The sequence below is a fragment of the Nocardioides sp. P4_G4 genome, assembly GCF_056401085.1.
Genome location: NZ_JBFUKA010000053.1, coordinates 1 through 25,136, shown reverse-complemented (window position 1 = coordinate 25,136; position 25,136 = coordinate 1). Strand labels below are relative to the sequence as shown.

Below are 25,136 nucleotides of genomic sequence, written 5' to 3'. Positions count from 1 at the left end.
CGGATGCCTCCGACGCTAGGTTGGACCCGTGAGCGAGCAGCTGTTGGTGGGAGTCCTGGGAGCGCGCGGCAAAGTGGGCGCGGAGGTCTGTACGGCGGTCGAGGAGGCCGCCGGCATGGAGCTCGTGGCGCGGATCGACGCCGGCGACGACATCGGTGCCCTGGTCGAGGCCGGGGCGCAGGCGGTCGTGGACTTCACCCACCCCGACGTCGTGATGGACAACCTGCGCTTCTGCATCGAGCACGGGATCGACGCCGTGGTGGGCACGACCGGCTTCGACGAGGGACGCCTCGAGCAGCTCCGCGGCTGGCTGGCAGATGCCCCGGGCACCGGGGTGCTGATCGCGCCGAACTTCTCGATCGGGGCGATCCTGATGATGCGCTTCGCCGCCCAGGCGGCCCCGTTCTTCGAGTCCGTCGAGGTCGTCGAGCTGCACCACCCGGACAAGGCCGACGCGCCGTCCGGCACCGCGCGGCGTACGGCGGAGCTCATCGCGGCCGCCCGCCGCGAGGCCGGCAGCGCGCAGATGCCCGACGCCACCTCGACCGGATTGGACGGAGCCCGGGGTGCCGACGTCGACGGCGTACGCGTGCACGGGCTGCGGATCCGGGGTCTGGTCGCGCACCAGGAGGTGATCCTCGGGGGACTGGGGGAGACCCTCACGATCCGGCACGACTCGCTGCACCGCTCGTCGTTCACGCCGGGGGTGCTCACCGGGTTGCGGGCGATCGGTGACCGTCCCGGGCTCACCGTGGGGCTGGAGCACGTGCTCTCCCTCGACTGAGTCCTGCGAGTTTGTGCGTTGCACAGACCTGAGCCACCTGCGTGCTTCCGGGTGGGGACCTTGCCGACAAGACTTCACGAGATTTCTCCTCCCCTCGGAAAAGGACCTCACGTGAAGCTCACGACGACCACCCTCGCCGCCCTGGCGCTGGGCGCCGCGACCCTGSCGGCCGCCATGTCCACGTCCGCCCAGGCCGCCGACCCGGCCTCCCCGGTCGCCGCCGCGCTCCAGGGCCTCGGCCAGCACGCCTCGGCAGCGCGTGCCGTCACCGGACAGGGCTTCGATGCCTCCTCGGTGCTCGTCGACGACGACGGCAGCACGCACGTGCGCCTCGACAGGACCCTGGACGGCCTGCGCGTGGTGGGTGGGGACCTGGTCGTCCACCAGGCCGCCGACGGGTCCTGGGAGGGCGTGAGCCAGTCGCTGGGCGCCCCGCTGCGGCTCTCGACCAGGCCCGGGGTCGGCAGGAGCGCCGCCCGGTCGGCCGTGGTGGCCAGGAACAGCACGGCCGCGGTCACCGGCGACGAGCAGGTGGAGGCCTCCGAGCTGGTGGTGGACGCGACCGGCRCCACCCCGCGACTCGCGTGGGAGGTCGTCACCGGCGGCGTCCAGGCCGACGGCACACCCAGCCGCCTGAAGACCTACGTCGACGCCCGCACCGGCGCAGTCATCCGCACCGAGGAGGGCATCCAGACCGCCGACGGTTCCGGCCAGTCGCTGTACGCGGGCACGGTGCCGCTCCAGCTCACCCAGTCCGGGTCGTCGTACCTGATGAAGGACGCGACGCGTGGCGGCACCTACACGACCGACCTCAACAACGGCACCGACTCGATGCGCTGCCAGCTGCTGGGCAGCGGCTGTCAGACCGGGACGACGTTCACCTCGACCGACACGTTGTTCGGCACCGGCACGACCAGCAGCCGCGAGTCGGCGGCCGTCGACGCGCAGTACGGCACGAACATGACCTGGGACTACTTCAAGCTCGTCCACGGCCGTAACGGGATCTTCGGAACCGGTGCCGGCTCCTTCAACCGCGTCCACTACGGCAAGAACTACGTCAACGCGTTCTGGGACGGGACCAAGATGACGTACGGCGACGGCGACGGGGTCACCTACGGGCCGCTGACCTCGCTGGACGTGGCCGGCCACGAGATGACCCACGGCGTCACGGAGAACACCGCCGGCCTGACCTACTCGGGGGAGTCGGGTGGCCTCAACGAGTCGACCTCGGACATCTTCGGGACGATGGTGGAGTTCTACGCCGCCAACGCGGCCGACCCCGGCGACTACCTCATCGGTGAGGAGTTCGACCTGAAGAACCACCTGGGCCTGCGGCGCATGGACAACCCGGCTTCCGACGGCAGCTCGCAGAACTGCTGGACGACCGGCACCAAGAGCCTCGACGTGCGCTACTCGTCGGGCGTGGGCAACCACTTCTTCTACCTGCTCTCCGAGGGCACGGGCACCAAGACGATCGGCGGCGTCACGCACACCTCGACCGCGTGCAACGGCGCGACCCTCACCGGCATCGGGCGCGACGCGGCGGCGAAGATCTGGTTCCGGGCGCTGACGGTCTACATGACGTCGTCGACCACCTACTCCGGCGCCCGCACGGCGACCCTCGACGCGGCCCGTGACCTGTACGGCGCCGGCAGCCCCCAGCAGTCCGCGGTCGCCGCGGCCTGGACCGGAGTCTCGGTGAGCTGACCGACCCCCACGACGGACCGCGTCCCCACCGGGGGGCGCGGTCCGTCCACGCCCGAGGCGAGGACGTCAGACCAGTCGGACGAGGGCGGCGGTGGCCGCGGCTCCGACCACCACGACGAGGAACGGGGCCCGCAGCAGCAGGGCGAGGACGGCGAAGCCGAGTCCCGCGCTCCGCGCGTCCACCGTGAGCGACGGCCCCTGCGACCAGACCTGTACGGCGACCAGTGCCGCGAGCAGCGCCACCGGGATGAGGTCGGCCACCCGCTCCACCACGGGGTGCGAGAGGACCCGGGGCGGCAGCGAGAGCCCGGCCAGCTTGAGGGCGTAGCAGCCTGCGGCCGCCACCAGGATCGCGACCCACATCAGCGGGCGACCCGGGTCCGGTCCAGGGCGCCCGCGAGCAGGGCGACCCCTCCGGCGGCGAGCACCGGGACCCCGGCCGCGGTCAGCGGGACCAGCCCGAGGGCCACGGCGGCGGCGACGACGGCCACCAGCCGGTGGCGGCGGTCGGAGAGCCGGGGCCACAGCAGCGCCAGGAAGGCGGCGCCGAYGGCGGCGTCGAGGCCGAAGGTGCGCGGGTCCCCGAGCGCCGTACCGGCCAGGGCGCCGCCCAGTGTGGCCAGGTTCCACAGGACGAAGACCGCGATCCCGGTCGTGAGGAAGCCGAGGCGCGCGGCCGGTGTGGTCTCGCGGTTGACCGCCATCGCGGTCGACTCGTCGAGCAGGACGTGCGCGGCCGCCACCCGCCGCCAGCCACGGAAGTCCAGGAGCGGTGCCATCCGCAGGCCGTAGAGGGTGTTGCGGGTGCCGAGCAGGATCGCGGTCATGGCCCCGCTGATCGGTGCCCCGCCCGCCGCGACCACTCCCACCAGCGCGAACTGGGAGGCCCCGGTGAAGACGAGCAGCGACAGGGCACAGGTCTGCAGGACGCTGAGCCCGGCGGCGACGCCCACCGCGCCGAAGCTGATGCCGTAGGCACCGGTGGCCACGCCGACGGCGAGGCTCTCGCCGACGATCGTGCGTCGGTGCCCGGGCGGCAGGGGCGCGAGACTCTCGGCGTGGGCCATGCCGCCAGCGTAGGGAGACCGCTCAGCGGGTCCGGCGACGCTCACGCACCGTGGACACGGGCGGTGCCCGGTGGAAGTCGTGCAGCAGGACGTACGCGGTCACGACGCCGGCGACGGTGCCGAGGAGGATCCCCGGTCCCACGGACATCGGCATGTCGGGCATGAGGCCCGACCACAGGCCGAGGCCGATCCAGACGGCAAGGGCACCGATCACCAGGACGATTCTGTGCAGCACGGGCAACGGACCGAACAACGTGCACCCCCACGTGGTCACCGGGACGCGACGGACCCGGCCGGACCTCCATGATGCTCCGCCGCCCGGAGAAAGCAAGCACCCCGAGGGGTGGACAGACCGGTCAGCCGATCGCGGCGTGCAGGCGGACCTGCTTGACCGTGGTCTCGCCCGAGCCGTCGAGGTCGAGCTCGCGGTGCGCGCCGTCGGCCGCCCAGCCCGCCTCGGTGAGGAAGCGGCGCTGGTCGTCGTCATCGGCCATGAGCCACGACACCGCCCGCGTGAAGCGGTCGGCGACGAGGGTGTCCACGGCCGCCTGCAGGAGCCGCGAGCCGTGGCCCTTGCCCCGCTCGTCGGGGTCGACGGTCATCTCGCTCAGGGTGCCGTCGACGACCGGGTCGCAGTCCGGGTCGTCGGCCGGTCCGGTGAGGGCGAACCCCACGACCCGGTTGCGCTCGAGTGCCACCAGGACCCGGTGCCGCGCGTCGGCGGGGCGGCCCAGGGACTGGCGCCACGCGGGCGCCAGGTCAGCGGGGTCGGCGGGCAGGGCCTCGGCGGGCACCAGGTCGGCGTACATCTGCCGCCAGGCGCGCACCTGGACACCGGCGATGGCATCGGCGTCGTCGGCCCAGGCGATCCGGACGGAGACGTCGGCGGAGGGGGAGTGGCTCACGCGTCACCACGGTAGTCCGTGACGTTCGGACCCAACGGTCGCGGCCTCGCCACGGTCCGGACGTCACGGACTACCCGACCCCAACATGTTACGAAAGCGGGTCGCGACTGCGCCGAACTGTCACAGACCTGCTAGATTGGGAGTCGTGTACGGCAACGACTTCAGTGCCCCCGACGGCCCCCGACCCGCCCCCGATCACGGTCCCGGCCAGGATCCCGGCGAGCCGGCGTCCTTCCTGGCCGTGCTCGCCGACGAGGGGCGCATCGAGCCCCGCGACGAGATGCCCGAGGCCTACCGCCGGACGCTCGTGCGCCAGATCGCCCAGCACGCACACTCCGAGATCATCGGCATGCAGCCGGAGGGCAACTGGATCTCCCGGGCCCCGAGCCTGCGCCGCAAGGGCATCCTGATGGCCAAGGTGCAGGACGAGGCCGGCCACGGCCTCTACCTGTACGCCGCCGCGGAGACGCTGGGCGTGGACCGTGCGGACCTCCTCGACCAGCTCCACGACGGCCGGCAGAAGTACTCCTCGATCTTCAACTACCCCACGCTCTCCTGGGCGGACATGGGAGCGATCGGCTGGCTCGTGGACGGTGCCGCCATCGTCAACCAGGTCCCGCTGTGCCGGTGCTCCTTCGGCCCCTACGCGCGGGCCATGGTGCGGGTCTGCAAGGAGGAGTCGTTCCACCAGCGGCAGGGTTTCGAGATCCTGCACACGCTCTCGCACGGGACGTCCGCCCAGCACGCGATGGCGCAGGACGCCGTCGACCGCTACTGGTGGCCCAGCCTGATGATGTTCGGTCCCACCGACACCGGACCGGACGCCGCGACCGGCCACACCGCGCAGTCGATGGCCTGGGGGATCAAGCGGTTCTCCAACGACGAGCTGCGCCAACGCTTCATCGACATGACCGTCCCGCAGGCGGAGGCGCTCGGGCTCACGCTGCCCGACCCCGAGCTGCGCTGGAACGACGAGCGCGGCCACTACGACCACGGCCCGATCGACTTCACCGAGCTCTTCGAGGTCATCAGGGGCAACGGGCCCTGCAACGCCGAGCGGATGGCCCACCGGGTCCGTGCCCACGAGGACGGCGCCTGGGTCCGTGAGGCCGGCGAGGCGTACGCGGCCAAGCGCGACCAGGAGCGGGTGGCATGACGCGCGAGCCGCTCTGGGAGGTCTTCGTGCGTTCGCGCCGTGGCCTCAACCACGTCCACGTCGGGTCGCTGCACGCGCCGGACGCCGAGATGGCGTTGCGCAACGCACGCGACGTCTACACCCGCCGGCAGGAGGGCGTGTCCCTCTGGGTCGTCCCGGCCACCGCGATCACCGCCTCCAGTCCCGAGGAGCGCGACGCGTTCTTCGACCCGGCCGCGGACAAGATCTACCGCCACCCGACGTTCTACGACGTGCCGGAGGGGGTCGAGCACCTGTGAGCACTCCCACGGCACACGTCGACTACGTCCTCGGCCTCGCCGACGACGCCCTGGTCTCCGCGCAGCGGATGGGGTGGTGGATCAGCCGGGCCCCGCAGCTCGAGGAGGACCTGGCGCTGGCCAACATCGGCCTCGACCTGCTCGGCCAGGCCCGGGCGCTGCTGTCCCACGCCGGCGAGCTGGAGGGGGAGGGCCGCGACGAGGACGACCTCGCCTATTGGCGCGACGAGCGGGACTTCCGCAACGTCAAGCTCGTCGAGCGTCCCCAGGAGGACTTCGGCGTCGCGATGGCCCGCCTGCTCGTGCTCTCCACCTGGCAGTCCGAGCTGTACGCCGCGCTGCAGCGCAGCACCGACCCCGTCCTGGCCGCCGTGGCGGCCAAGGCCTCCAAGGAGGTCGCCTACCACCAGGACCACGCCAGCCGGTGGGTGCTGCGACTCGGCGACGGCACCGCCGAGTCCCACGCCCGGATGCAGGCGGCCGTGGACGCCGAGTGGCCCTGGGTCGAGGAGCTCTTCGACGACTCGCACGTCGATGCGGCCCTCATCGCCGACGGCGTGGCGGTCGCCCCCTCCAGCCTGCGCGAGCCGGTCCTGCGGCGCCTGGGCGACGTCGTACGGTCGGCGACGCTCGTGGTGCCCGACGTCGCGGCGCGCGTCCCGGGAGGCCGCGCCGGCCTGCACACCGAGCACCTCGGCCGCATGCTGGCCGAGATGCAGCACCTGACCCGCTCGCACCCGGGGGCGACGTGGTGACCGGCACCCGCGACCTCGGCACCGGCCGCGCCACCCGCGCCTGGCGGGTCGCCGCCCGGGTGCTCGACCCCGAGCTCCCCGTCGTCACCATCGAGGACCTCGGCATCCTCCGCGACGTCACCGAGGACGACCAGGGACGGGTCCACGTGCAGGTCACGCCGACGTACTCCGGCTGCCCGGCGATGGAGACGATCCGCACCGACCTCATCGACCGGCTCAGCGAGGAGGGCTACCTCCACGTCACCGTCGAGTTCGTCCTCTCGCCCGCGTGGTCGACCGACCAGATCACCCCGCAGGGCCGCGCCCGGCTCGAGGAGTACGGCGTCGCGCCGCCTCCCACCGAGGCCGAGCGCCGGCAGGCGCCGGTCGGTCTGACCCTGTCCGTCCGCTGCCCCCAGTGCGGGTCGCCCGACACCCGCGAGTCCAGCCGCTTCGGCTCCACCGCCTGCAAGTCGCTGTGGGTGTGCCGAGCGTGCCGGGAGCCCTTCGACCACTTCAAGGCCCTTTGATGGACTTCCACACCCTGCGGGTCGCGCGTGTCGACCCRCTCACCGACGACGCCGTCGCCATCTCCTTCGAGGTGCCCGACGACCTGCGCGACGAGTACGCGTTCACGCCCGGCCAGCACCTGACCATCCGCGGCGACGACGGCGAGCGGCGCAGCTACTCGATCTGCGTGCCACCGAGCTCCGGCACGCTGCGGATCGGGGTCAAGCGGCTGCCCGGAGGCGCGTTCAGCGACGTCGTGGTGGGCACCCTCGCGCCGGGGGACGAGCTCGACGTGATGACGCCGGCGGGACGCTTCACCCACGTCCCGGACCCGGCCGCGGAGAAGACGTACGTCGCCGTGGCCGCCGGCTCCGGCATCACCCCGGTGCTGTCGATCGTGGCCTCGCTGCTCGAGGGGGAGCCGGGATCGTTCGTGACCCTGGTCTACGCCAACCGCACCCACCGGTCGGTGATGTTCCTCGACGAGGTCGCCGACCTCAAGGACACCTACGGCCCCCGCCTGCAGCTCCTGCACGTGCTGTCCCGCGAGGCGACCGAGGTCGACCTGCTCTCCGGTCGGCTCGACGGCGAGCGGCTCACCCGCATCCTCGACGCCCTCGTGGTGCGCGACCGGGTCGACGCGTGGTTCCTCTGTGGACCCCAGCAGATGGTCGAGGAGCTGGGCGAGGTGCTGACCGGGGCGGGCGTCCCACGCTCCTCGGTGCACACCGAGCTCTTCCACGCCGAGCCCGTGGAGCGGGCCCCCGTCGCGGAGCTGGCCGAGGCTCCCGACGGGGCCGCCGCGGTCACCGTCCGCCTGGACGGCCGGGCCTCGGACTTCGCCCTGCGGCCCGACGGACCGTCGGTCCTCGAGGCGACCCAGTCGGTGCGCTCGGACGTGCCCTTCGCCTGCAAGGGCGGCGTCTGCGGCACCTGCCGGGCTCGGGTCGTCGAGGGCAGCGTCGCGATGGACGTCAACTACGCCCTCGAGCCCGAGGAGATCGAGCGCGGCTACGTGCTCACCTGCCAGTCGCACCCCACCAGCGCTCGGCTGGTCGTCGACTACGACGCCTGAGCGGGGTCGCGACGGGTCAGCGGTAGTGCTCGGGCAGCTTCTGGCCGATCTTGACCTGCGCCTTGGGCATCCGCATGAACTTCATCTGCAGCGCCCGCATCACGGCGTAGTAGGTCGTGCCCTTGAGCGGCTCGTCCGGGAAGCGGCTGGCGAGCTGGCGGCGCAGCCGGAAACGGAGTGTCAGCATGTCGATGACCACCAGCAGCAGCGTCCCGAGCAGGATCGTGTTGCCGACGTTCGCCAGGTAGCTGTTGCCGGAGTAGCCCAGGATCATGGTCAGGATCAGGAGCGGCACCATCAGCTCGATGAACGAGAAGCGCACGTCCACGAAGTCGCGGATGAAGCGGCGTACCGGGCCCTTGTCCCGCGGCGGGAGATAGCGCTCGTCGCCGCTCCTCATCGCCTGGCGGACCCTCGAGCTCGACTCGCCGCGGGCGGCGCGCTGGGCGGCGGCCTGCTCCTTGCGGGTGCGCGGGGTCTTCGCGCGGGCCTTGGCGGCGGCCTCGGCCTCGCGGCGAGACGGCGTGGGTCGCCCCTTGCCGCTCACCTTGGTGTCGGGGGCGTCGGTCTCCACGGAGGAGGTGGACTCGGACTTGCTGCGACGGAACAACGGGGACCCTTTGACGTGAGTGTGCTGACCACCCCAGCCTACCGGCGTCGGCCCCACCTACCTGCGCCTTGGGTTTGGTCCTAGGGTGAAGACACATACACGAGGGTGACATCACACGAGAGGGGCCGCACCCCCATGAGTCTCATGAAGCGGATCAGCCTGATCTTCAAGTCCAAGGCCAACCAGGCGCTCGACAAGGCTGAGGACCCGCGCCAGACGCTGGACTACAGCTACCAGCGTCAGCTCGAGCTGCTGAGCAAGGTACGCCGTGGCGTGGCCGACGTCGCCACCAGCCGCAAGCGCGTGGAGCTGCAGATCAACCAGCTCGAGCAGCAGTCGACCAAGCTGCAGGGCCAGGCCGAGAAGGCCATCGGCGCCGGCCGCGAGGACCTCGCGCGTGAGGCCCTGACCCGCAAGTCGGGGCTCACCTCGCAGATCACCGACCTCAAGGCGCAGCACGCCAACCTCCAGGGCGAGGAGGAGAAGCTGGTGCTGGCGCAGCAGCGTCTCCAGGCCAAGGTCGAGGCGTTCCGCACCCGCAAGGAGACCATCAAGGCCAACTACACCGCCGCGGAGGCCCAGACCCGCATCGGCGAGGCCGTCTCCGGCATCGGCGAGGAGATGGGCGACGTCGGCATGGCCATCCAGCGGGCCGAGGACAAGACGGCCTCGATGCAGGCCCGGGCCGGGGCCATCGACGAGCTGATCGCCTCGGGTGCCCTCGACGACGTCACCGCCACCAACTCCGGCGACGACATCGCACGCGAGCTCGACGCGCTGAGCAGCCAGTCCGACGTCGAGGCCGAGCTCGCCCGCCTCAAGGGTGCCTCGCAGCCGCAGGCCATCGAGGCCGGCGACGACAACGACATCCTCGACGAGTCGTCGCCCGCGCAGCCCGTCCAGCGCCCGGTCTCCGAGGGAGGCCAGGCGTGATCGTCCGCATCCTCGGCGAGGGCCAGTACGACGTCCCGGACGATTCGGTGGCGGCGCTCAACGAGCTCGACCGTGCGGTCGAGACCACGGTCGAGGCCGGCGACGAGGCCGAGTTCCGCGCCGCCCTGGCGGCACTGCTGGCCGGGGTGCGCGACCACGGCACGCACCACCCGGACGACTCCCTGGACGAGTCCGACCTGATCCTGCCGCCCGGCGACGCCACCATCGACGAGGTGCGCGAGCTCCTGGCCGACGACGGCCTCATCCCCGGCTGAGGGAGCACGCACCGATCCGATGGCCACCAACCGCTTCATCAAGGACTCGGGCCTGACCGCCCGCATGACCCTGGTCATGTTCCTGCTCGGCGCGCTCTTCGTCGCGCTCGTCGTCGGGATGATGTACGCCGTCCGCAGCCCCGGACTCGCGTTCCTGATCGGCGTGGGCGGCATCGGGGTGGCGTTCTACCAGTGGTGGTCCTCCGACAAGGTGGCGATGAGGGCGATGCGCGCCCGCGAGGTGACGCCGGAGGAGGCCCCGGAGCTGCACGGCATGATCGACCGGCTCTGCGCCCTCGCCGACATGCCCAAGCCGCGGGTGGGCATCGCCGACATGGCGCTGCCCAACGCCTTCGCCACCGGGCGCTCGCCCGACCGGGCGGTCGTCTGCGTCACGACCGGCATCCTGAAGACCCTGGACGCCGAGGAGCTCGAGGCCGTCCTGGCCCACGAGCTCAGCCATGTCGCCCACCGCGACGTGCTGGTCATGACCATCGCCTCCTCGGCCGGGATCGCCGCGGGCATGCTCACCCGCGGGGCCCAGTTCGGGGCCCTCGGCCGTCGCGGCAACAACAACGGCGGTGCCCCCGCGGTGCTCTTCGCGATCGCGATCAGCCTGGTCGTCTACGCCATCAGCTTCGTGCTACTGCGCCTGCTGTCGCGCTACCGCGAGCTGTGCGCCGACCGGTCCGGGGCCTACCTGACGATGAACCCCCAGGCCCTCGCCTCCGCCCTGACCAAGATCTCGGGCGGCGCCGACGCGATCCCGCAGAAGGACCTCCGCTCCAGCCGCGCGGTCAACTCGCTCTTCATCGTCCCGGCCRTGCGCGGGGTCAGCCTCAAGACCCTCAGCGCCACGCACCCGTCCCTCGAGCAGCGCCTCGAGCAGCTCGCCCGGATCCAGGCCGAGCTCGGCCGGCCGACGACCTGATGCGCTGGCTCGACGCCGTCACCGGCCGCCGTCGCGAGGCGGCCAACGACCTGGACGCCCTGTTCCTCGTGCCCAGCGCTGCGATCACCCTGGAGACCGCCGCCGGCTACCTGCCCACCGGCGTCGGCTCGGTCTGCTACCGCTCCGCCGCGGGGGCCGCCTTCGACCGGACCCAGGACGAGATCACCGGTCTGATCAACGACGACCCCGAGGCGCCCGACGTCACCGTCACCCGCGACGACTTCGGCTTCACGTGGCTGGTCGTGCAGGGCGACCCGGCGGACGTGTCCGGGCTCTGCACCGACCTGCACGCGGTCAACACGCTGCTGGAGGAGCAGGGCTTCGCGGCCGGTCTGCTGTGCTCGATGGTGGGCTTCACCGGCCACGACCGGACCTTCGGCCTCGTCTACCTCTACAAGCAGGGGACGTTCTACGCCTTCGCCCCGACGGGCCCGCACCAGCGCGACAACCTCACCGAGATCGCCGTACGCGACCAGCTCACCGCCGAGCTCCCCATGGAGCGGGACATGCAGCGGTGGCTCGCGCTGTGGAATGCTCCCGGACTGTGACCTCCCGTGACGACCTGGTGGCCTTCTCCCGGAGGACCCGCCACGACCTCCAGAACCCGGTAGCCGCGGTGACCCTCGCCCTGGAGCTGGCGCAGGAGGAGATCGCCGACGGCGGTGACGACGTCGCCGACCTGATCGGCCGAGCCCTGCGCAGCGCCGAACGCCTCAGCGAGGCGCTCGACACCCTGCCCTCCCGGGCCGCCGAGTGGCCGGTCGAGGGCTGACCGCTCGTCCGCTCGTCCGCGCGTGGCTGGTGCATGCCCCGTCCGGGGCGGTGAGTGAGCCACCTTTCCCGGACGTGGAACGTGGCTGGGGTACCGCCCCGGCCGGCCGACACGTGTCGCCGTACGACGGGGGTGCGTGAGCCACGTCCCGCGCTCGCCGAATGTGGCTGGTGCACCGCCCGCGGTGGCGGCGAGCTGGACCCGTCAGTCGCGGTGCGTGGCGCCGGCCCCCGTCCGGGGCGGTGAGTGAGCCACCTTTCCCGGACGTGGAACGTGGCTGGGGTACCGCCCCGGCTGGCCGACACGTGTCGCCGTACGACGGGGGTGCGTGAGCCACGTCCCGCGCTCGCGGAATGTGGCTGGTGCACCGCCCGCGGGGGCGGCGAGCCTCGGACGCGGCGCGCTGCACCCCTCGGTCGCGGTGCGCTGCACCCCTCAGTCGCGGTGCGACTTGCCCGGCAGGTCCAGCATCCGCTGCAGCGCGACCAGGGCGTCGCGCTCGGTGTCGGGGTCGACGGTGATCCGGTTGACGACCTGCCCGGCGACCAGCGACTCCATCGCCCATACCAGGTGCGGCAGGTCGATGCGGTTCATCGTCGAGCAGTAGCAGACGTTGCGGTCGAGGAAGACGATCGTCTTGTCCGGGTGCGCGTCGGCCAGCCGCTTGACCAGGTTCAGCTCGGTGCCGATGGCCCACGTGGTGCCGGGCTCCGCGGCCTCGATGGTCTTGATGATGAACTCGGTCGAGCCCACCAGGTCGGCCTTGAGGACCACCTCGTGCCGGCACTCGGGGTGCACCAGGATCTTGATGCCGGCGTGCTTGGCGCGCAGCTCGTCGACGACGTCCTCGCTGAAGCGGCCGTGCACCGAGCAGTGGCCCTTCCACAGGATCATCCGCGCGTCGCGCAGCTCCTCGGCGGTGAGCCCGCCGCCCGGCTGCAGCGGGTCCCACACGACGCACTCGTCGAGCGACATGCCCATCTGGAGGACCGCGGTGTTGCGACCGAGGTGCTGGTCGGGGAGGAAGAGGATCTTGGCGCCGTCGGCGAGATCGGCCTTCTGCGCGAGGGCCCACTCCAGGGCCACGTCGGCGTTGGACGACGTGCAGACGACGCCGCCGTTGCGGCCGCAGAACGCCTTGATGTCGGCGCTGGAGTTCATGTACGTGACCGGTACGACGCTGTCCTGGATGCCGGCGTCCGCCATCGCGTCCCAGGCGTCCTCGACCTGGGCCAGTCGGGCCATGTCGGCCATCGAGCAACCGGCGGCCAGGTCCGGCAGCACGACCGCCTGGTCGGGGGAGGTCAGGATGTCGGCGGACTCGGCCATGAAGTGCACGCCGCAGAAGACGATGAACTCGGCGTCCGGTCGCCCGGCGGCGTCGCGGGCCAGCTTGAAGGAGTCGCCCGTGACGTCGGCGAACTCGATGACCTCGTCGCGCTGGTAGTGGTGGCCCAGCACGAAGAGACGATCGCCGAGCGCGGCCTTGGCCGCACGGGCCCGCTCGACCAGGTCGGGATCGGAGGCGGCCGGCAGGTCACCGGGGCACTCCACGCCACGCTCGGCGCCGAGGTCGCGGCCCTTGCCGAGGGGGAGGAGCGGGAGGTCGACGAGGCTCATGCCCCCATCCTAGGTGGCCCTCACCGGCGTTCCGGCCCGCGTGCGAGGGTGTGCACACCACGCCGGCGACGACCACCGGCGGGTCCGGCGCGAGGAGAGCACGATGGCACGACGAGGCGAGGTCCTGGCACTGGTGCAGGCGGGCGGCCAGGGCGGCCGGATGGACGTGCTCACCCGTGAGCGCGCCAAGCCCGCGCTCCCGTACGGCGGCGTCCACCGGCTGGTCGACTTCGCCCTCTCGGCGCTGGTGCACGCCGACCTGGTCGACGTGTGGGTGTCGCTGGAGTACCAGGTGACGTCGATCGACGAATACCTCTCCGGAGGCCGGCCGTGGAGCCTGGACCGCAACCGTGGCGGGTTCCGCCGCATGGTCCCCCAGACCGGCACCGGCCCCGCGACCGAGAGCGGCTTCGCGCACGGCAACGGAGACCTGCTGCTGCGCATGTCCGCCGACCTGGAGGCCTTCGGCGCGCCCACCCTCGTGGTCTGCAGCGCCGACCACGTCTTCAACATGGACCTGGCACCGGTCATCGAGGACCACGTCGCCGCCGGTCGGGCGGCCACGGTGCTCACGACCGAGGTCACCAAGAAGGACGCCTCGGACAACGTGGTCGTGATCGCCGACGCCGACGGCACGATCACGGCGATCGAGCACAAGCCGTCTCGTCCCTCCAGCGGGACGATCGCCACCGAGGTGTTCATCTACGACACCGCCGTCCTGCTCGAGACGCTGCGCCGGCTGCGGGCCGAGCTGGCCGGCGACCAGGAGGGTGACGACAGCGGCCTGGGCGACTTCGGCGAGCACGTCCTGCCCCGGCTGGTCGAGACCGGCAGGGCCGTGGCCGTGCCGATGAGCGGCTACTGGCGCGACGTCGGCCAGCCCGCTCTCTACCTCCAGTCGCACCGGGACCTCCTCGCCGGCCGGGTCGACGTGTTCGACCACGACACGAGGCCGGTCATCTCGCACTGGCCCGACCGTCCCGCCGCACGGGTCTCCTCGACCGGCGTGGTCTCGGACTCGATGCTCTCCCCGGGGTGCCACGTCTCCGGCGAGGTCGTCGGCAGCGTGCTCGGCCCCGGGGTGGTCGTGGAGAAGGGGGCCGTCGTGCGCGACAGCGTGCTCATGGAGGACTGCGTGGTGCGGTCCGGTGCCCACGTCCGGACCGCGATCCTCGACGAGCGCTGCGAGGTGCTGGCGGGAGCCCGGGTGGGGGAGGAGCCCGACGCCCGCCTCGCTCGTGACCAGGACGTGGTGCTGGCCGGCCGCGATTGCCGGGTCGGGGGAGAGATCGCCGCGGGCGCGCGCCTGGAGCCGGGCACCTCCACCAGCTAGAGGTACCAGCGGGACCGCCTGGGTCAGAGCAGGGAGCCGTGGGGCACGTAGGGCGCCGGCGGCTTCATCCCGCGCAGGCACAGGTAGCCGCTGGTGTGCACCGAGAGCCGGGCCGCGAGCCCGACGTCGATGGCCCACTGGTTGGCGGCGGTGATGTGGTGCAGCGAGACCGTGGACCCGGGTGCCGACGATCCGAAGGCCTCCCACACCAGGTCCGTGGCCGTACGCCGCGTGGTCGCCGCGACCAGGACGGGCGACCCGTCACCGCTGACGTACGCGTAGCCCTGGCTCGACGACGTCTCGCAGACGAGCAGACGGAACTGCTCGAGGAGCGCCTCGTGGTCGGAGAGGTGGGCGGCCCCGCGGGTCTGCCGGTCGACCGAGTCCATGAGGTCGATGTCGCTGGCGCTGCCCTCCCGGACCCGCTCGACCAGTGGCAGGGCGTCGCGGTCGACGGTCCCGGTGAYGAACATCTGCGGGTGCAGGGTGAAGCCCGCCAGGCGGTAGCGGCGCACGGCGGCCGGGTCCGCGCTCGCGGCGAACATCCCGCGCAGGCAGCCGCGGCCGTGGTGCAGGGCCGCGGCCAGCAGCTGGGTCCCGATGCCCCGGCCCTGCACGTCCGGCGCCACCGCGAAGGACGACAGGATCCACATCAGCTCGCGGACGCGCGAGACCGCGCAGCCCACGAGCCGACCGTCGAGCTCGGCGACCCAGCAGCCCTCGGGGTCGGTCGCCAGGGCGTGGGCCGTCCGCCGTGCCCACGCGACGTTGCGTTCCGGCGGGCGGGGAGACGGGTCCGCCCAGTCCCGCTGGAAGGTCCGCCGGTCCACCTCGTAGTAGGCCTGACCCGTCAGGTCCGCCATCGCCGCGAGATCCGACTCCCGGGCCGGCCGGAGGAGGAGTCCAGCGGTCACGACACGTGGGCGGCGAAGCGGGCGAGCAGGTCGTCCCAGTGCATGTACTTCGCGCGGACCTCCTCGGAGCCGTCGGCCCAGCCGCCGTGCTCGAGGCGGACGAGGGTGCCGGCGCCCTCCTCGGCGAACGTCACGTCGAGCCTGGTGGCCTCGGCCTTCTCGTGCCCCAGCCAGAACTCCTGGCCGAAGTGCCCCAGCGGCTCCCAGGTCGTCACCCGACCCCACACGTAGCGCTCGCCGTCGTCGTGGACGGTCGCGACGTCGCCCTCCGGGTCGATCTCGATGCTCGAGTACGTCGCCGGGTCCGGGCTGAGCATGGGGTCCCACCACTCACCCATCTGGGCGGTGAAGCCCACGAACGCCTGGGTGGGGGTCACCGGGACGACGGTCTCGCAGACGATCGGGTCGAGGGGCATGAGCCCATCCTCACGCATGGGACGCGTGCACGACGTCAGCCCGGCACGCGCGCCGCGAGGCCGGCCAGGGCCGCAGGGAAGATCTCGGCCGGCGGCGTGACGAGACCGGCGCCCACCTGCCCCACGCCGGCCCGCTTGCCGGCCATCCCGGTGTTGATCTGCGGGAGGATGCCCGTGCGGCAGACGCGGGTGACGTCGATGCCGCTCGGGGTGCCCTGGAAGTCGAGGACCGGCACGGACCAGCGGGGGTTCTCGCCGAGCGTGATCTCGTGCATCCGGCGCGTGGTCGCGAGGGCGTCGGGCACCGTGCCGCCGACGAGCCGCACGATCGCGGGTGCGGTCGCCATCGCGAAGCCGCCGATGCCGGCCGTCTCGGTGATGGCCGAGTCGCCGATGTCCGGGTTGGCGTCGTCGGGTCCGTAGTCGCCGAGGAACAGCCCCTCGGCCACCTGGGCCGGACCGGTGAACCACTCGTCGCCGGTGCCGGAGACCTGGATGCCGAAGTCGGTGCCGTTGCGGGCCATCGCGACGACCATGGTCGAGCCCTCGATGTCCCGGGCCGCGTCGAGCGCGAGCTTGCACGCCGGCATCGCGAGGTTGAGGAAGAAGTGGTCGTTGCCACCGATGAAGCGCAACGAAGCGGCGATGTCGGCGGTGTCGGCGCCACTGGCCGCCATCGCCGGCGCGAGGTCGCGCAGGAGCATCAGGGTCCCGGCGCGGTTGCGGTTGTGGGCCTCGTCGCCCATCTGGAGCATCTGGGTCAGGATCCCCGTCACGTCGACCGGGTCGCTGGCGCGCACGGCCGTACGCAGCAGCGGCCCGAGCACCGCGGACATCCAGCGCAGCCGCTCCAGCACGTCCGGTCCGTAGGCGCCGTACCGCAGCACCTTGCCGAGGCCCTCGTTGAGCGAGCAGTGGGTACGCCGCCCGGTGGTCGGGTCCTCCAGCACGAACATCCACATCGACGGGGTGACCACGCCGGCCATCGGCCCGACGGTGGAGCGGTGGTGGCAGGGCTCGAGGGTCACAGACCGGCCCTCTTCGAAGAGTGCGACCGCGTCCTCCGGGTCGGCGACGAGCCCCTCGAACGCAGCCCCGCCCATCAGCGCCCCCCGGAGTGGACCGGCCGTGCGGGCCCACGCGATGGGCGGTCCCGCGTGCAGGAACTGGCCGGGCTCCAGGCCGAGCACCTCGGAGGCGGGAGCGACGTCGACGAGGGTGGCCGAGACGCCGAGCATGGCGGCGAGCGCGCGCTCGKTGGCCGCCCGGCGGCGAGGGTCGGTGGCGACGGTGGCCAGGTCGCCCTCGGTGCCGGCCATCGGCGGGCGCCAGTCGACGCGGGTGACCGGCATCGCCTGGCCCTCCACCGCGTCGGCCAACATGTCTGCGCCTGCGGCGACGATGTGTGTGTCGGCGCCTGCGGCGACGATGTGTGTGGGGGCGCCCGCGGCGACGATGTGCGTGGGGGCGCCTGCGGCGACGATGTGTGTAGGGGTGGTCATGCGGTCCCGCCGATCGTCAGGGCGACCGCTCGCCGGGTCGCGGCGGCGTTGGACAGGTGGACCTCGGCGCCGGCACCGACCAGTGCCTGCACCTGGCGGTCGAGGTCCTGGGGGTCGTGCGTCGTGCCGACGACGGCCACGACCACCGGCTGGGTGATCACCGCCAGCGCCGGTGCGAGGAGCGTCGCCGGGTCGGGTTCGGCGCCGTGGCCGAGGACGACGTCGAGGAGCAGCACCCCGGTCGACGGGTCGGCGGCGGCCCGGGCGAGGTGCTCGAGGCGCAGCGTCTGGTCGATCATCGGGTGCGCCCGCCCGGCCGTGAGGGCGTCGTCGCCGAAGTCGACCATCGTGTGGGTGTCGGCGGTCAGGTCGGGGCCGAGGGCCAGCTCGGGGGAGAGCGGGATGTTGCTGCGGATGGGCCCCAGCCCGGCGGCGGCGACGAGCATCGCCTCGTCGCACAGGGTGCCGCCCACGAAGAGCCCGCGCAGGTGGCCGCCGCTCGACGCCCGCGGGACGGCGGGGAGGTACGTCGGCCACTCGGGGACGTCCGCGCCCAGGCGACGCAGCACCGCCTCGGCCGCCGTCGTCAGGTCGGGGCGACCCGGCCCCAGGAACGCGAGCTCGACCGGGGTGCCGAGCCCGGCGGCGTACGCCTCGATGTCTGCGGCGACCTCGTCGGCGGGTGGCTTGGAGACGAGCACGATCAGCTCCACCGAGTCGTCGGCGTCGAGCCGGGCCAGCGCGGCCCGGGTCGAGAGCCCGCCGACCGCCGTCGACAGGTCCCGGCCGCCGACGCCCAGGGCGTGGGTGACCCCGACGCCGGCGTGGTCGAGCAGGCAGAGCAGCTGCTGGCAGCCGGTGCCGGAGGCGGCCACGAGGGCCACCGGTCCGGGGGACGTCGCATTGGCGAAGCCGAGGCCGAGCCCTCCGACGACCGCGGTCCCGCAGTCGGGTCCCATCACGAGGACGCCGCGCTGTGCGGCGGCCCGCTTGAGCGCGACCTCCTGGGCCACGGGCACGTTGTCGCTGAAGACCATCACGTCGCGACCGGCGTCGACGGCGTCCATCGCCTCCACGAGCGCGCTGGCGCCCGGGACGGAGACGAGCACCACGCCGTCGGTCGTGCCCCGCAGGGCGATCGCGGTCGTGCGGGGCGGCGCGACGTCCGCGCTCGCCGACGGAGCGCGCGTGGTCAGGGCCGTGGTGATGGCCTCCTCGACCTCGGCCACGACCGCGTCGGGCGCGTCGGGCGCCAGTCGGAGCGCGACCACCATCTCGTTGGGCGTCGCCCCGGACGGGACGGTGAAGCCCATCTGGGCAAGCACCTCGAGGTTGAGCGTGGTCGCCATCGCGACCTGGGCGGTCTCGACGCCGGCGATGCCCTGGACGGTGCGGCTCAGCTGGAGCAGCGCCACGGAGTCGGCGTAGGCGCCCCGGCGCAGCTCGACGAGGTCGCGACCCTTCGTGGTGGTCATGCGGCGTGCCTTCCGGTGTCGAGGAGGTGCTGACGGGCAGCGACCGCGCCGGCCAGCAGCCCGAGGCCCGAGGTGTGCCCGACGGCGGCGAGGTCGGTGGTCGCGGTGTGCTCGGCCGGGGTGCCCAGGGCAGCGACGTACGCCGCGAACTGCGGCAGCACCTCACCACGCAGCGCGCACTCCAGCAGCGCCGCCGACAGCCGCGTGGTGCGCGGCAGGAGGGCCCGGACCCGGGTGTCGTGGTCGGGGGTGTCGAGGCCAGCGGCGCGGTGGATCGCGATCCAACCGCACAGCACGTCGTCGCCGAGGGGGGTGAGGCCGCTGCCGCGGCCCACGAGGCGCTCGGGCCGCTGGGGGGTGACGGCCAGCTCCGTCAACCGGACCGGCGTGACGGGTGCGGCTCTGCCGGCGGGGGTGAGCAGGGGGACCGCGACGTCCACAGCACGGCGTACGGGCAGGGCCGTCCCGTCGACGCGCAGCACCCCGTCGCGGACCAGCGCGTGGTCACCACGCAGGGGGGCCACGGTGGGAGCGGCCAGCCGCAGCCCGCACGGGACGGCGGTGGCACGGGCCCCGAGGACGCCGACGCAGCCGATGCCGTCCACGTCGAGGTAGATCGCGTGGGCCCCGCGGTGCAGCACGGTCACGGTCGAGTCGGGGAGCCCGGCGACGAGGTCCCGCAGCCGCGGCGAGGCGCTCACGGGGAGTTCGACCGTCATGCTGGTTCACGCTAGGTGCGGGCACTACGGTTTGCCGATGTGAGGTGTTGCCAACGATCCCCACGAAGAGGTGCAAGTCTTGATAATCGCTGACGGAGCGGGTGCCGCCCCCGGGCTCAACGACGCGCTGACCCGCCTCGTGGTGGACGGGGGTGACCTGGACGGCGTGGCCACCGAGGTCGGACGGGTGCTCGGCGCCGGGGTGCTCGTCACCTCGACCGACGGCCGGGTCCGAGCCGCCGCCAGGACGGAGCCCGTCGAGGAGGCCCTGACGGCCGGTGACTGGACCGATCCCAGCGGTCGCTTCCGGGTCGAGCGCGCGACCTCCACCCCGTCGCCGCTGGGCGCGGGGGAGGTGCGAGTGGTCCGCATCGTGGCGGAGGGCGCCGACCTGGCCCGGCTCGTGGCCTGCCGGACCTCGGCGCCGTTCACGGACGCCGACACCGCCGACCTCGAGCTCGCCGCGGCGATCGCGGCCCTCCTCATCACCCGCGAGCACGCCGTCACGGGCGTCGAGAACAAGTACCAGGCCGACTTCCTGCGCGACCTGCTCCTCGGGCGGCCGGGTCCGGCGGCGTACGTCGAGGAGCACCTCGACGCCTTCGACTGGGACCTGACCCGTCCCGCGGTGGTGGTCTGCGCGGAGATCGATCCCACCGCGGCCGAGGAGGGCCCGGTCTCCAACCACCAGCACCGGCAGTGGCAGGAGCGCTTCGCGCGGGCGTGGCGCCAGGTGGTCCGCGAGCTCGCGGTGGCCAGCCCGCTGGCCGACTTCTCCTCCGAGGTGGTGTGCCTCCTGTCGGTGGAGGACGACGACCCGCGCGGCCACCAGGTCGTACGCCGCGTGGTCGACGCCGTCACCGGTGACAAGGGCGGTGGCCGGCGCTCGTTCACGGTGGGCGTGAGTCGCGAGTCGACCTCACGGGACGACCTGCCACGCGCCTACGCCCAGGCCCGGCGGTCCGTGGAGATCGGTCGGCGTCTCCGCGGGCCCGGCTCCACGACGTACTTCGACGAGCTCGGCGTCCACCGCCTCATCGCGCTCGTGCCGGACCCCGCCGAGCTCCGCGCGTTCGCGAGCGACGTGCTCGGCCCCCTGGCCGGCACGTCGACAGAGGCCGTCGACCTGCGCGAGACGTTGCAGGTCCTGCTCGACACCAACTTCAACGTCGCCGAGGCTGCGCGGCTGCAGTTCTTCCACTACAACACGATGCGGTACCGGGTCGGCAAGCTGGAGCGGCTCCTCGGGCCGCTCTCGACCGACCCGCACCTGCGCCTCGACGCGGCGGTCGCCCTCCGCGTCCTCGACCTCGGGCCCTGACGCGACTCTGTCGCTCCGGTTCCCCCGTGAGAGCGGTGAGCCAGCCACATTCTGTGGACCCAGGATGTGGCTGGGCGACCGCCGCCCCGGCGCGCCGCCCCCGACACGCTCGAGGGCGGTGACCCAGCCACGTTTTCGCGCGCAGGAATGTGGCTGGCTCACCGCCCACCGGGGCGCGCGCGCAGGGATGTGGCTGGCTCACCGCCCACCGGGGCGCCCGCCCAGGAATGTGGCTGGCTCACCGCCCACCGGGGCGCCCGCCCAGGAATGTGGCTGGCTCACCGCCCACCGGGGTGAGAGGAGGCGACCGGGACGAAGGACGCGCCCCAACCTCTGCCACCCCCGACGGCGTTCCTTCGGCAGTTCTCGCCCGTGAGGGTGTCTGATGAGCGCCACTACCTTGTGGAGCCACACGGAGTGGTCGTCGCGGGCCGCAGGAGACGTGCCAGGGAGGGAACCCAGATGTCGATGTTCAAGTGGGACGTGGTGGATCCGGCGCCGGGAGTGGCCGTCGCCCCCCACCAGAGACTGCCGTGGGGCAAGACCGTGGGCCTGGGTGCCCAGCACGTCGTGGCCATGTTCGGGGCGACCTTCGTCTTCCCGCTGGTCATGGGGCTGGACCCCAACCTCGCCATCATGTTCTCGGGCATCTGCACGATCATGTTCCTGCTGATCTGCGCCAACAAGGTCCCCAGCTACCTCGGCACCAGCGCCTCGTTCGTGGCCAGCGTCGCGGCTATCCGGGGCCAGGGCGGCGACTCGAGCGACGTCACCGGCGCGATCCTGATCGGCGGCCTCGTGCTCGCGCTGGTCGGCCTGCTGGTGCACTTCGCCGGCGCCCGGTGGATCCACCGCATCCTGCCGCCGGCGGTGACCGGTGCCGTGGTCATGCTGATCGGCTTCAACCTCGCTCCCGTGGTGGCGGGCATCTACTGGCCCCAGGACCAGTGGATCGCCCTGCTGACGGCCGCCTTCATGGTCTTCGCGGCCGTCGTGCTGCCCGGCTTCTGGTCGCGCATCGCGGTCTTCCTGACGCTGATCTTCGGCTACCTGATCTCGTTCATCGCCGACAAGGTCCTGGGTCCGATCACGTCCGTCCTCGGAGGTGCGACCGAGGCGACCGAGCACGACCGCGTCTCGTGGGCCGGTGTGAAGGCGGCGGACTGGATCGGCCTGCCCAGCGGCACCCTGTCGGACGGGGTCTCCGTCGTTCACGGGCCGAGCGTCTCGCTGACCTTCGTGCTGCTCGTCCTGCCGGGTGTCATCGCACTGGTCGCGGAGAACACCGGCCACGTCAAGGCGGTCGCGCAGATGACCGGCGAGAACCTCGACCCCTACATGGGTCGGGCGATCGGCGCCGACGGCCTCGCCACCGCCCTGGCCAGCGCCTTCGGTGGCTCGCCCACGACGACGTACGCCGAGAACATCGGCGTCATGGGCGCCACGCGGGTCTACTCGACCGCCGCCTACTACGTCGCGGCGGTCGTGGCCATCCTGCTCGGCCTCTGCCCGAAGTTCGGGGCCGTCGTCAACGCGACCCCTGGTGGCGTGCTCGGCGGTATCACCGTCGTGCTCTACGGGATGATCGGCCTCGTCGGCGCCAAGATCTGGGTCGAGAACCATGTCGACTTCGGCGAGCCGCGCAACCTGGTCGGCCTGGCCGCGGGGCTCATCGCCGGCATCGGCAACGTCACCTTGCAGGTCACCGACGACTTCGAGCTCAGCGGCATCGCGCTCGGGACCATCCTGGTCATCGTCTTCTACCACATGGTCTCCGGGCGTTCGGGAGACGAGACTGGGCACGTCAGCCAGGCCGTCTCCCACAAGGAGTAGTCACCGTGAAGCCGGCTCCTTTCGCGTACCACCGACCCGGGACGGTCGCCGAGGCCGTGCGCGTCCTCGCGGCCGACCCGGACGCGAAGGTGCTCGCGGGCGGGCAGTCCCTGATCCCGCTGCTGTCGATGCGGCTCGCGGCACCGTCCGCCCTCGTCGACCTCGGCGCCATCCCCGGTCTGGACTCGATCCAGGTGGACGCGGACGGGGTCCGGGTCGGTGCGCTCGCGCGCCACGCCCAGGTCCTCGCCGACGACGGGGCCGCCACCTCCCAGCCGCTCCTGCGCCTGGCGCTCACGCACGTCGCGCACCCCACGATCCGCAACCGTGGGACGACCGTCGGCTCCGTCGTGCACGCCGACCCGGCGGCCGAGATGCCGGTGCTGCTGCGGCTGCTGGACGGCTCGGTCGACGTCGAGGGCCCCGCGGGCCGGCGCACGATCGAGGCCGCCGACCTCTTCGTGGGACCGCTGGAGACCTCGCTGCACCACGACGAGGTGGCCACGTCGGCGTTCTTCCCGGCGTTGCCGGTCGGCGGGGGAGTCGCGTTCGAGGAGATCTCCCGTCGCCACGGCGACTACGCCATGGCCGGCGTCGCGGTCGTCGTACGTCGTGAGGGCGAGCAGGTCGTCGAGGTGCGCGCAGGTTTCGTCTCGGTCAGCGACACCCCGGTCGTCGTCGACCTCACCGAGTCGGTCGCCTCCGGGGCCGACCCGGGGGACGCGGCGCTCGCCTCCCTCGACCCCACGGCCGACGTCCACGCCACCGCCGACTACCGGGCCCACCTCGTCCGGGTGCTGACCCGACGGGTCGTCACCGCCGCCCTCGACGACGCATCCTCCAGGAGCCCGATCCGATGACCCGCCCAGCTGGACTCGAGCGCCACGACGTCACCCTGCGCGTCAACGGCGCCCCGCACGCGATCTCGGTCGAGCCCCGCCGGCTGCTCTCCGACGCGTTGCGGCACGACTGCGGCCTCACCGGCACCCACGTGGGCTGCGAGCACGGTGTCTGCGGTGCGTGCACGGTGCTCGTCGACGGGTCGCCCGCCCGGTCCTGCCTGATGCTCGCGGTGGCCTCCGAGGACGTCGAGATCACCACCGTGGAGGGGCTGACGGAGGCCGACGACTCGCTGGGTCCGGTGCAGCAGGCCTTCGCCGACTGCCACGGCCTCCAGTGCGGGTTCTGCACGCCGGGCTTCCTGACCACCATCACCGCCGGCCTGCGCGACAACCCCGACCCCACCCGCGAGGAGGCCCAGGAGATGATCGCCGGCAACCTGTGCCGCTGCACCGGCTACCAGAACATCGTCGCCGCGGTCCTGCGCGCCGCCGAGCTCCAGGGCGGCGCCTCGTGACCACGAAGCTCTTCGGCCAGAAGGTGCCGCGCGTCGAGGACCAGCGCTTCCTCCGCGGTCGCGGCCGCTACGTCGACGACGTGCTCGTCGGGCCGGCCACCCTGCACGCCGCCGTCCTCCGCTCGCCGCACGCCCACGCCCGGATCCTCGACATCGACGTCTCGGACGTCCTCGACCTCGACGGCGTGCACGCCGTCTGGACGTACGACGACCTCGACGGCGTGATGGCCGACCCGCTGCCCCTGCTGATCCCGCACCCCGCACTCACCCACGGCCGCACCCAGTTCGCGCTCGCCAGGGACGAGGTCAACCACGTCGGCGAGGCGATCGCGTTCGTGGTCGCCGAGGACCGCTACGTCGCCGAGGACGCCGTCGACCGGATCCGGGTCAGCTACGAGTTCCTGCCTCCGGTGGTCGGCATCGAGGCCGCCCGCGCTGCGACCCACCTCGTGCACGACGACGTCCCCGGCAACGTCGGCGCCCGGATGGAGCAGCACAACGGCGACGCCCCCGCGGCGATCGCGGCCGCCCCGCACCGGCTCTCCCTCGACCTGACCATCGAGCGCAGCGCCTGCCAGCCGATGGAGGGCCGGGGAGTCGTCTCCCGCTGGGACCCCGACACGAGCAGGCTGACCGTGTGGACCTCGACCCAGACCTCCACGGGGGTCCGGGGCTGCGTGGCCGCCCGACTGGGTCTCGACCTGGCGCAGGTCGACGTGATCACCCCCGACGTGGGGGGCGGGTTCGGCGTGAAGATCAACCACCCCTGGCCCGAGGAGCTCCTGGTCCCGATGGCGGCGCGGGCGCTGGGCCGGCCCGTGAAGTTCACCGAGGACCGCCGCGAGCACTTCATCTCCTCCGCCCACGAGCGCGGGCAGGTGCACCACG

General features: G+C 72.6%; 29 protein-coding genes. 18 read left to right on the top strand and 11 right to left on the bottom strand.

Features of this window, described 5'->3' with window-relative positions:
- Window positions 1–28: 28 nt before the first annotated feature.
- A complete protein-coding gene (gene dapB / locus AC1DQF_RS13625) occupies window positions 29–784 on the top strand; it encodes a 4-hydroxy-tetrahydrodipicolinate reductase (RefSeq protein WP_477525757.1) in 756 nt (251 codons plus the stop codon).
- A 111-nt stretch (window positions 785–895) separates the two neighbouring features.
- Window positions 896–2,491: a M4 family metallopeptidase gene (locus AC1DQF_RS13620; RefSeq protein WP_477525756.1), complete on the top strand. Its 1,596-nt coding sequence runs from the start codon at window positions 896–898 to the stop codon at window positions 2,489–2,491.
- Window positions 2,492–2,557: 66 nt separating this feature from the next.
- Here the strand turns inward: AC1DQF_RS13620 and AC1DQF_RS13615 are convergent, their stop codons facing one another.
- From AC1DQF_RS13615 to AC1DQF_RS13600, 4 genes are all read right to left on the bottom strand, one after another.
- The gene (locus AC1DQF_RS13615; RefSeq protein WP_477525755.1) at window positions 2,558–2,854 is read right to left on the bottom strand and encodes an AzlD domain-containing protein; all 297 of its coding nucleotides are present in this window, start codon (window positions 2,852–2,854) and stop codon (window positions 2,558–2,560) included.
- The gene (locus AC1DQF_RS13610) at window positions 2,854–3,558 is read right to left on the bottom strand and encodes an AzlC family ABC transporter permease (RefSeq protein ID WP_477525754.1); all 705 of its coding nucleotides are present in this window, start codon (window positions 3,556–3,558) and stop codon (window positions 2,854–2,856) included. Before AC1DQF_RS13610 ends, AC1DQF_RS13615 begins: the two co-directional genes overlap by 1 nt.
- 22 nt (window positions 3,559–3,580) lie before the next feature.
- Complete coding sequence (locus AC1DQF_RS13605; RefSeq protein ID WP_477525753.1) at window positions 3,581–3,772, bottom strand: hypothetical protein; 192 nt, start codon at window positions 3,770–3,772, stop codon at window positions 3,581–3,583.
- A 142-nt stretch (window positions 3,773–3,914) separates the two neighbouring features.
- Entirely contained in the window at window positions 3,915–4,463 is a 549-nt protein-coding gene (locus tag AC1DQF_RS13600) for an N-acetyltransferase family protein (RefSeq protein ID WP_477525752.1), read from the bottom strand.
- Between the two features lie 145 nt (window positions 4,464–4,608).
- Here AC1DQF_RS13600 and paaA point away from each other — a divergent pair, with 145 nt between their 5' ends.
- The 5 genes from paaA to paaE are packed head-to-tail and all read left to right on the top strand — an operon-like array spanning window position 4,609 to window position 8,216.
- The gene (gene paaA, locus AC1DQF_RS13595; RefSeq protein WP_477525751.1) at window positions 4,609–5,619 is read left to right on the top strand and encodes a 1,2-phenylacetyl-CoA epoxidase subunit PaaA; all 1,011 of its coding nucleotides are present in this window, start codon (window positions 4,609–4,611) and stop codon (window positions 5,617–5,619) included.
- Window positions 5,616–5,897, top strand: coding sequence for a 1,2-phenylacetyl-CoA epoxidase subunit PaaB (gene paaB / locus AC1DQF_RS13590; RefSeq protein ID WP_477525750.1), 282 nt, complete (start codon window positions 5,616–5,618; stop codon window positions 5,895–5,897). Before paaA ends, paaB begins: the two co-directional genes overlap by 4 nt.
- Complete coding sequence (gene paaC / locus AC1DQF_RS13585; RefSeq protein WP_477525749.1) at window positions 5,894–6,652, top strand: 1,2-phenylacetyl-CoA epoxidase subunit PaaC; 759 nt, start codon at window positions 5,894–5,896, stop codon at window positions 6,650–6,652. The genes paaB and paaC overlap by 4 nt, the downstream gene beginning before the upstream one ends.
- Complete coding sequence (gene paaD, locus AC1DQF_RS13580) at window positions 6,649–7,161, top strand: 1,2-phenylacetyl-CoA epoxidase subunit PaaD (RefSeq protein ID WP_477525748.1); 513 nt, start codon at window positions 6,649–6,651, stop codon at window positions 7,159–7,161. Before paaC ends, paaD begins: the two co-directional genes overlap by 4 nt.
- Complete coding sequence (gene paaE / locus AC1DQF_RS13575; RefSeq protein WP_477525747.1) at window positions 7,161–8,216, top strand: 1,2-phenylacetyl-CoA epoxidase subunit PaaE; 1,056 nt, start codon at window positions 7,161–7,163, stop codon at window positions 8,214–8,216. Before paaD ends, paaE begins: the two co-directional genes overlap by 1 nt.
- Before the next feature lie 16 nt (window positions 8,217–8,232).
- On the opposite strand, the gene AC1DQF_RS13570 is transcribed toward paaE, so the two are convergent.
- On the bottom strand, window positions 8,233–8,826 hold the full coding sequence (locus AC1DQF_RS13570) for a DUF3043 domain-containing protein (RefSeq protein WP_477525746.1): 594 nt from the start codon (window positions 8,824–8,826) through the stop codon (window positions 8,233–8,235).
- Between the two features lie 135 nt (window positions 8,827–8,961).
- Here AC1DQF_RS13570 and AC1DQF_RS13565 point away from each other — a divergent pair, with 135 nt between their 5' ends.
- Genes AC1DQF_RS13565 through AC1DQF_RS13545 form a run of 5 tightly spaced genes read left to right on the top strand, consistent with a single transcriptional unit; the run spans window position 8,962 to window position 11,758 of the window.
- On the top strand, window positions 8,962–9,759 hold the full coding sequence (locus AC1DQF_RS13565; protein WP_477525745.1) for a PspA/IM30 family protein: 798 nt from the start codon (window positions 8,962–8,964) through the stop codon (window positions 9,757–9,759).
- Window positions 9,756–10,034 carry a PspA-associated protein PspAA gene (gene pspAA, locus AC1DQF_RS13560; protein WP_457207182.1) on the top strand — a complete coding sequence of 93 codons (279 nt, stop codon included), beginning with the start codon at window positions 9,756–9,758 and terminating at the stop codon, window positions 10,032–10,034. The genes AC1DQF_RS13565 and pspAA overlap by 4 nt, the downstream gene beginning before the upstream one ends.
- Before the next feature lie 19 nt (window positions 10,035–10,053).
- Window positions 10,054–10,965, top strand: coding sequence for a zinc metalloprotease HtpX (htpX, locus tag AC1DQF_RS13555; protein ID WP_477525744.1), 912 nt, complete (start codon window positions 10,054–10,056; stop codon window positions 10,963–10,965).
- Window positions 10,965–11,534, top strand: coding sequence for a PspA-associated protein PspAB (gene pspAB, locus AC1DQF_RS13550; protein WP_477525743.1), 570 nt, complete (start codon window positions 10,965–10,967; stop codon window positions 11,532–11,534). Before htpX ends, pspAB begins: the two co-directional genes overlap by 1 nt.
- On the top strand, window positions 11,531–11,758 hold the full coding sequence (locus tag AC1DQF_RS13545; protein ID WP_477525742.1) for a histidine kinase dimerization/phospho-acceptor domain-containing protein: 228 nt from the start codon (window positions 11,531–11,533) through the stop codon (window positions 11,756–11,758). The genes pspAB and AC1DQF_RS13545 overlap by 4 nt, the downstream gene beginning before the upstream one ends.
- Before the next feature lie 435 nt (window positions 11,759–12,193).
- On the opposite strand, the gene nadA is transcribed toward AC1DQF_RS13545, so the two are convergent.
- Window positions 12,194–13,378, bottom strand: a complete 1,185-nt coding sequence (nadA, locus tag AC1DQF_RS13540) for a quinolinate synthase NadA (RefSeq protein WP_477525741.1) — start codon at window positions 13,376–13,378, stop codon at window positions 12,194–12,196.
- 103 nt (window positions 13,379–13,481) lie between these two features.
- Here nadA and AC1DQF_RS13535 point away from each other — a divergent pair, with 103 nt between their 5' ends.
- A complete protein-coding gene (locus tag AC1DQF_RS13535; protein ID WP_477525740.1) occupies window positions 13,482–14,711 on the top strand; it encodes a glucose-1-phosphate adenylyltransferase family protein in 1,230 nt (409 codons plus the stop codon).
- A gap of 23 nt (window positions 14,712–14,734) precedes the next feature.
- Here the strand turns inward: AC1DQF_RS13535 and AC1DQF_RS13530 are convergent, their stop codons facing one another.
- From AC1DQF_RS13530 to AC1DQF_RS13510, 5 genes are read right to left on the bottom strand one after another with little or no spacing between them, the layout of a single operon-like run.
- Entirely contained in the window at window positions 14,735–15,625 is an 891-nt protein-coding gene (locus AC1DQF_RS13530; protein ID WP_477525739.1) for a GNAT family N-acetyltransferase, read from the bottom strand.
- Window positions 15,622–16,041, bottom strand: coding sequence for an SRPBCC domain-containing protein (locus tag AC1DQF_RS13525; protein WP_477525738.1), 420 nt, complete (start codon window positions 16,039–16,041; stop codon window positions 15,622–15,624). The genes AC1DQF_RS13530 and AC1DQF_RS13525 overlap by 4 nt, the downstream gene beginning before the upstream one ends.
- Window positions 16,042–16,076: 35 nt before the next feature.
- On the bottom strand, window positions 16,077–17,543 hold the full coding sequence (locus tag AC1DQF_RS13520) for a YlbE family protein (RefSeq protein WP_477525737.1): 1,467 nt from the start codon (window positions 17,541–17,543) through the stop codon (window positions 16,077–16,079).
- The gene (locus AC1DQF_RS13515) at window positions 17,540–19,018 is read right to left on the bottom strand and encodes an FdrA family protein (RefSeq protein WP_477525736.1); all 1,479 of its coding nucleotides are present in this window, start codon (window positions 19,016–19,018) and stop codon (window positions 17,540–17,542) included. Before AC1DQF_RS13515 ends, AC1DQF_RS13520 begins: the two co-directional genes overlap by 4 nt.
- Window positions 19,015–19,737, bottom strand: a complete 723-nt coding sequence (locus AC1DQF_RS13510) for an oxamate carbamoyltransferase subunit AllH family protein (protein WP_477525735.1) — start codon at window positions 19,735–19,737, stop codon at window positions 19,015–19,017. The genes AC1DQF_RS13515 and AC1DQF_RS13510 overlap by 4 nt, the downstream gene beginning before the upstream one ends.
- A 79-nt stretch (window positions 19,738–19,816) precedes the next feature.
- Here AC1DQF_RS13510 and AC1DQF_RS13505 point away from each other — a divergent pair, with 79 nt between their 5' ends.
- The 5 genes from AC1DQF_RS13505 to AC1DQF_RS13485 all read left to right on the top strand — a co-directional run.
- Window positions 19,817–21,058 carry a PucR family transcriptional regulator gene (locus AC1DQF_RS13505; RefSeq protein WP_477525734.1) on the top strand — a complete coding sequence of 414 codons (1,242 nt, stop codon included), beginning with the start codon at window positions 19,817–19,819 and terminating at the stop codon, window positions 21,056–21,058.
- A 462-nt stretch (window positions 21,059–21,520) separates the two neighbouring features.
- Window positions 21,521–22,891: a uracil-xanthine permease family protein gene (locus tag AC1DQF_RS13500; protein ID WP_477525733.1), complete on the top strand. Its 1,371-nt coding sequence runs from the start codon at window positions 21,521–21,523 to the stop codon at window positions 22,889–22,891.
- A 5-nt stretch (window positions 22,892–22,896) separates the two neighbouring features.
- Window positions 22,897–23,751: an FAD binding domain-containing protein gene (locus AC1DQF_RS13495; protein WP_477525732.1), complete on the top strand. Its 855-nt coding sequence runs from the start codon at window positions 22,897–22,899 to the stop codon at window positions 23,749–23,751.
- Window positions 23,748–24,248 (top strand): (2Fe-2S)-binding protein, encoded by a 501-nt coding sequence (locus AC1DQF_RS13490; RefSeq protein ID WP_477525731.1) that lies wholly within the window; start codon window positions 23,748–23,750, stop codon window positions 24,246–24,248. Before AC1DQF_RS13495 ends, AC1DQF_RS13490 begins: the two co-directional genes overlap by 4 nt.
- A partial coding sequence (locus AC1DQF_RS13485) for a molybdopterin cofactor-binding domain-containing protein (protein ID WP_477525730.1) occupies window positions 24,245–25,136 on the top strand: 892 nt, incomplete at its 3' end. The genes AC1DQF_RS13490 and AC1DQF_RS13485, both read left to right, overlap by 4 nt.

Bases quoted from the DNA above. Each gene is read 5' to 3' on its own strand.
- AC1DQF_RS13615 (WP_477525755.1), bottom strand. From the start codon at position 2,854: ATGTGGGTCGCGATCCTGGTGGCGGCCGCAGGCTGCTACGCCCTCAAG.
- paaB (WP_477525750.1), top strand. From the start codon at position 5,616: ATGACGCGCGAGCCGCTCTGGGAGGTCTTCGTGCGTTCGCGCCGTGGC.
- AC1DQF_RS13565 (WP_477525745.1), top strand. From the start codon at position 8,962: ATGAGTCTCATGAAGCGGATCAGCCTGATCTTCAAGTCCAAGGCCAAC.
- pspAB (WP_477525743.1), top strand. From the start codon at position 10,965: ATGCGCTGGCTCGACGCCGTCACCGGCCGCCGTCGCGAGGCGGCCAAC.
- nadA (WP_477525741.1), bottom strand. From the start codon at position 13,378: ATGAGCCTCGTCGACCTCCCGCTCCTCCCCCTCGGCAAGGGCCGCGAC.
- AC1DQF_RS13535 (WP_477525740.1), top strand. From the start codon at position 13,482: ATGGCACGACGAGGCGAGGTCCTGGCACTGGTGCAGGCGGGCGGCCAG.
- AC1DQF_RS13525 (WP_477525738.1), bottom strand. From the start codon at position 16,041: ATGCCCCTCGACCCGATCGTCTGCGAGACCGTCGTCCCGGTGACCCCC.
- AC1DQF_RS13515 (WP_477525736.1), bottom strand. From the start codon at position 19,018: ATGACCACCACGAAGGGTCGCGACCTCGTCGAGCTGCGCCGGGGCGCC.
- AC1DQF_RS13510 (WP_477525735.1), bottom strand. From the start codon at position 19,737: ATGACGGTCGAACTCCCCGTGAGCGCCTCGCCGCGGCTGCGGGACCTC.
- AC1DQF_RS13500 (WP_477525733.1), top strand. From the start codon at position 21,521: ATGTCGATGTTCAAGTGGGACGTGGTGGATCCGGCGCCGGGAGTGGCC.
- AC1DQF_RS13490 (WP_477525731.1), top strand. From the start codon at position 23,748: ATGACCCGCCCAGCTGGACTCGAGCGCCACGACGTCACCCTGCGCGTC.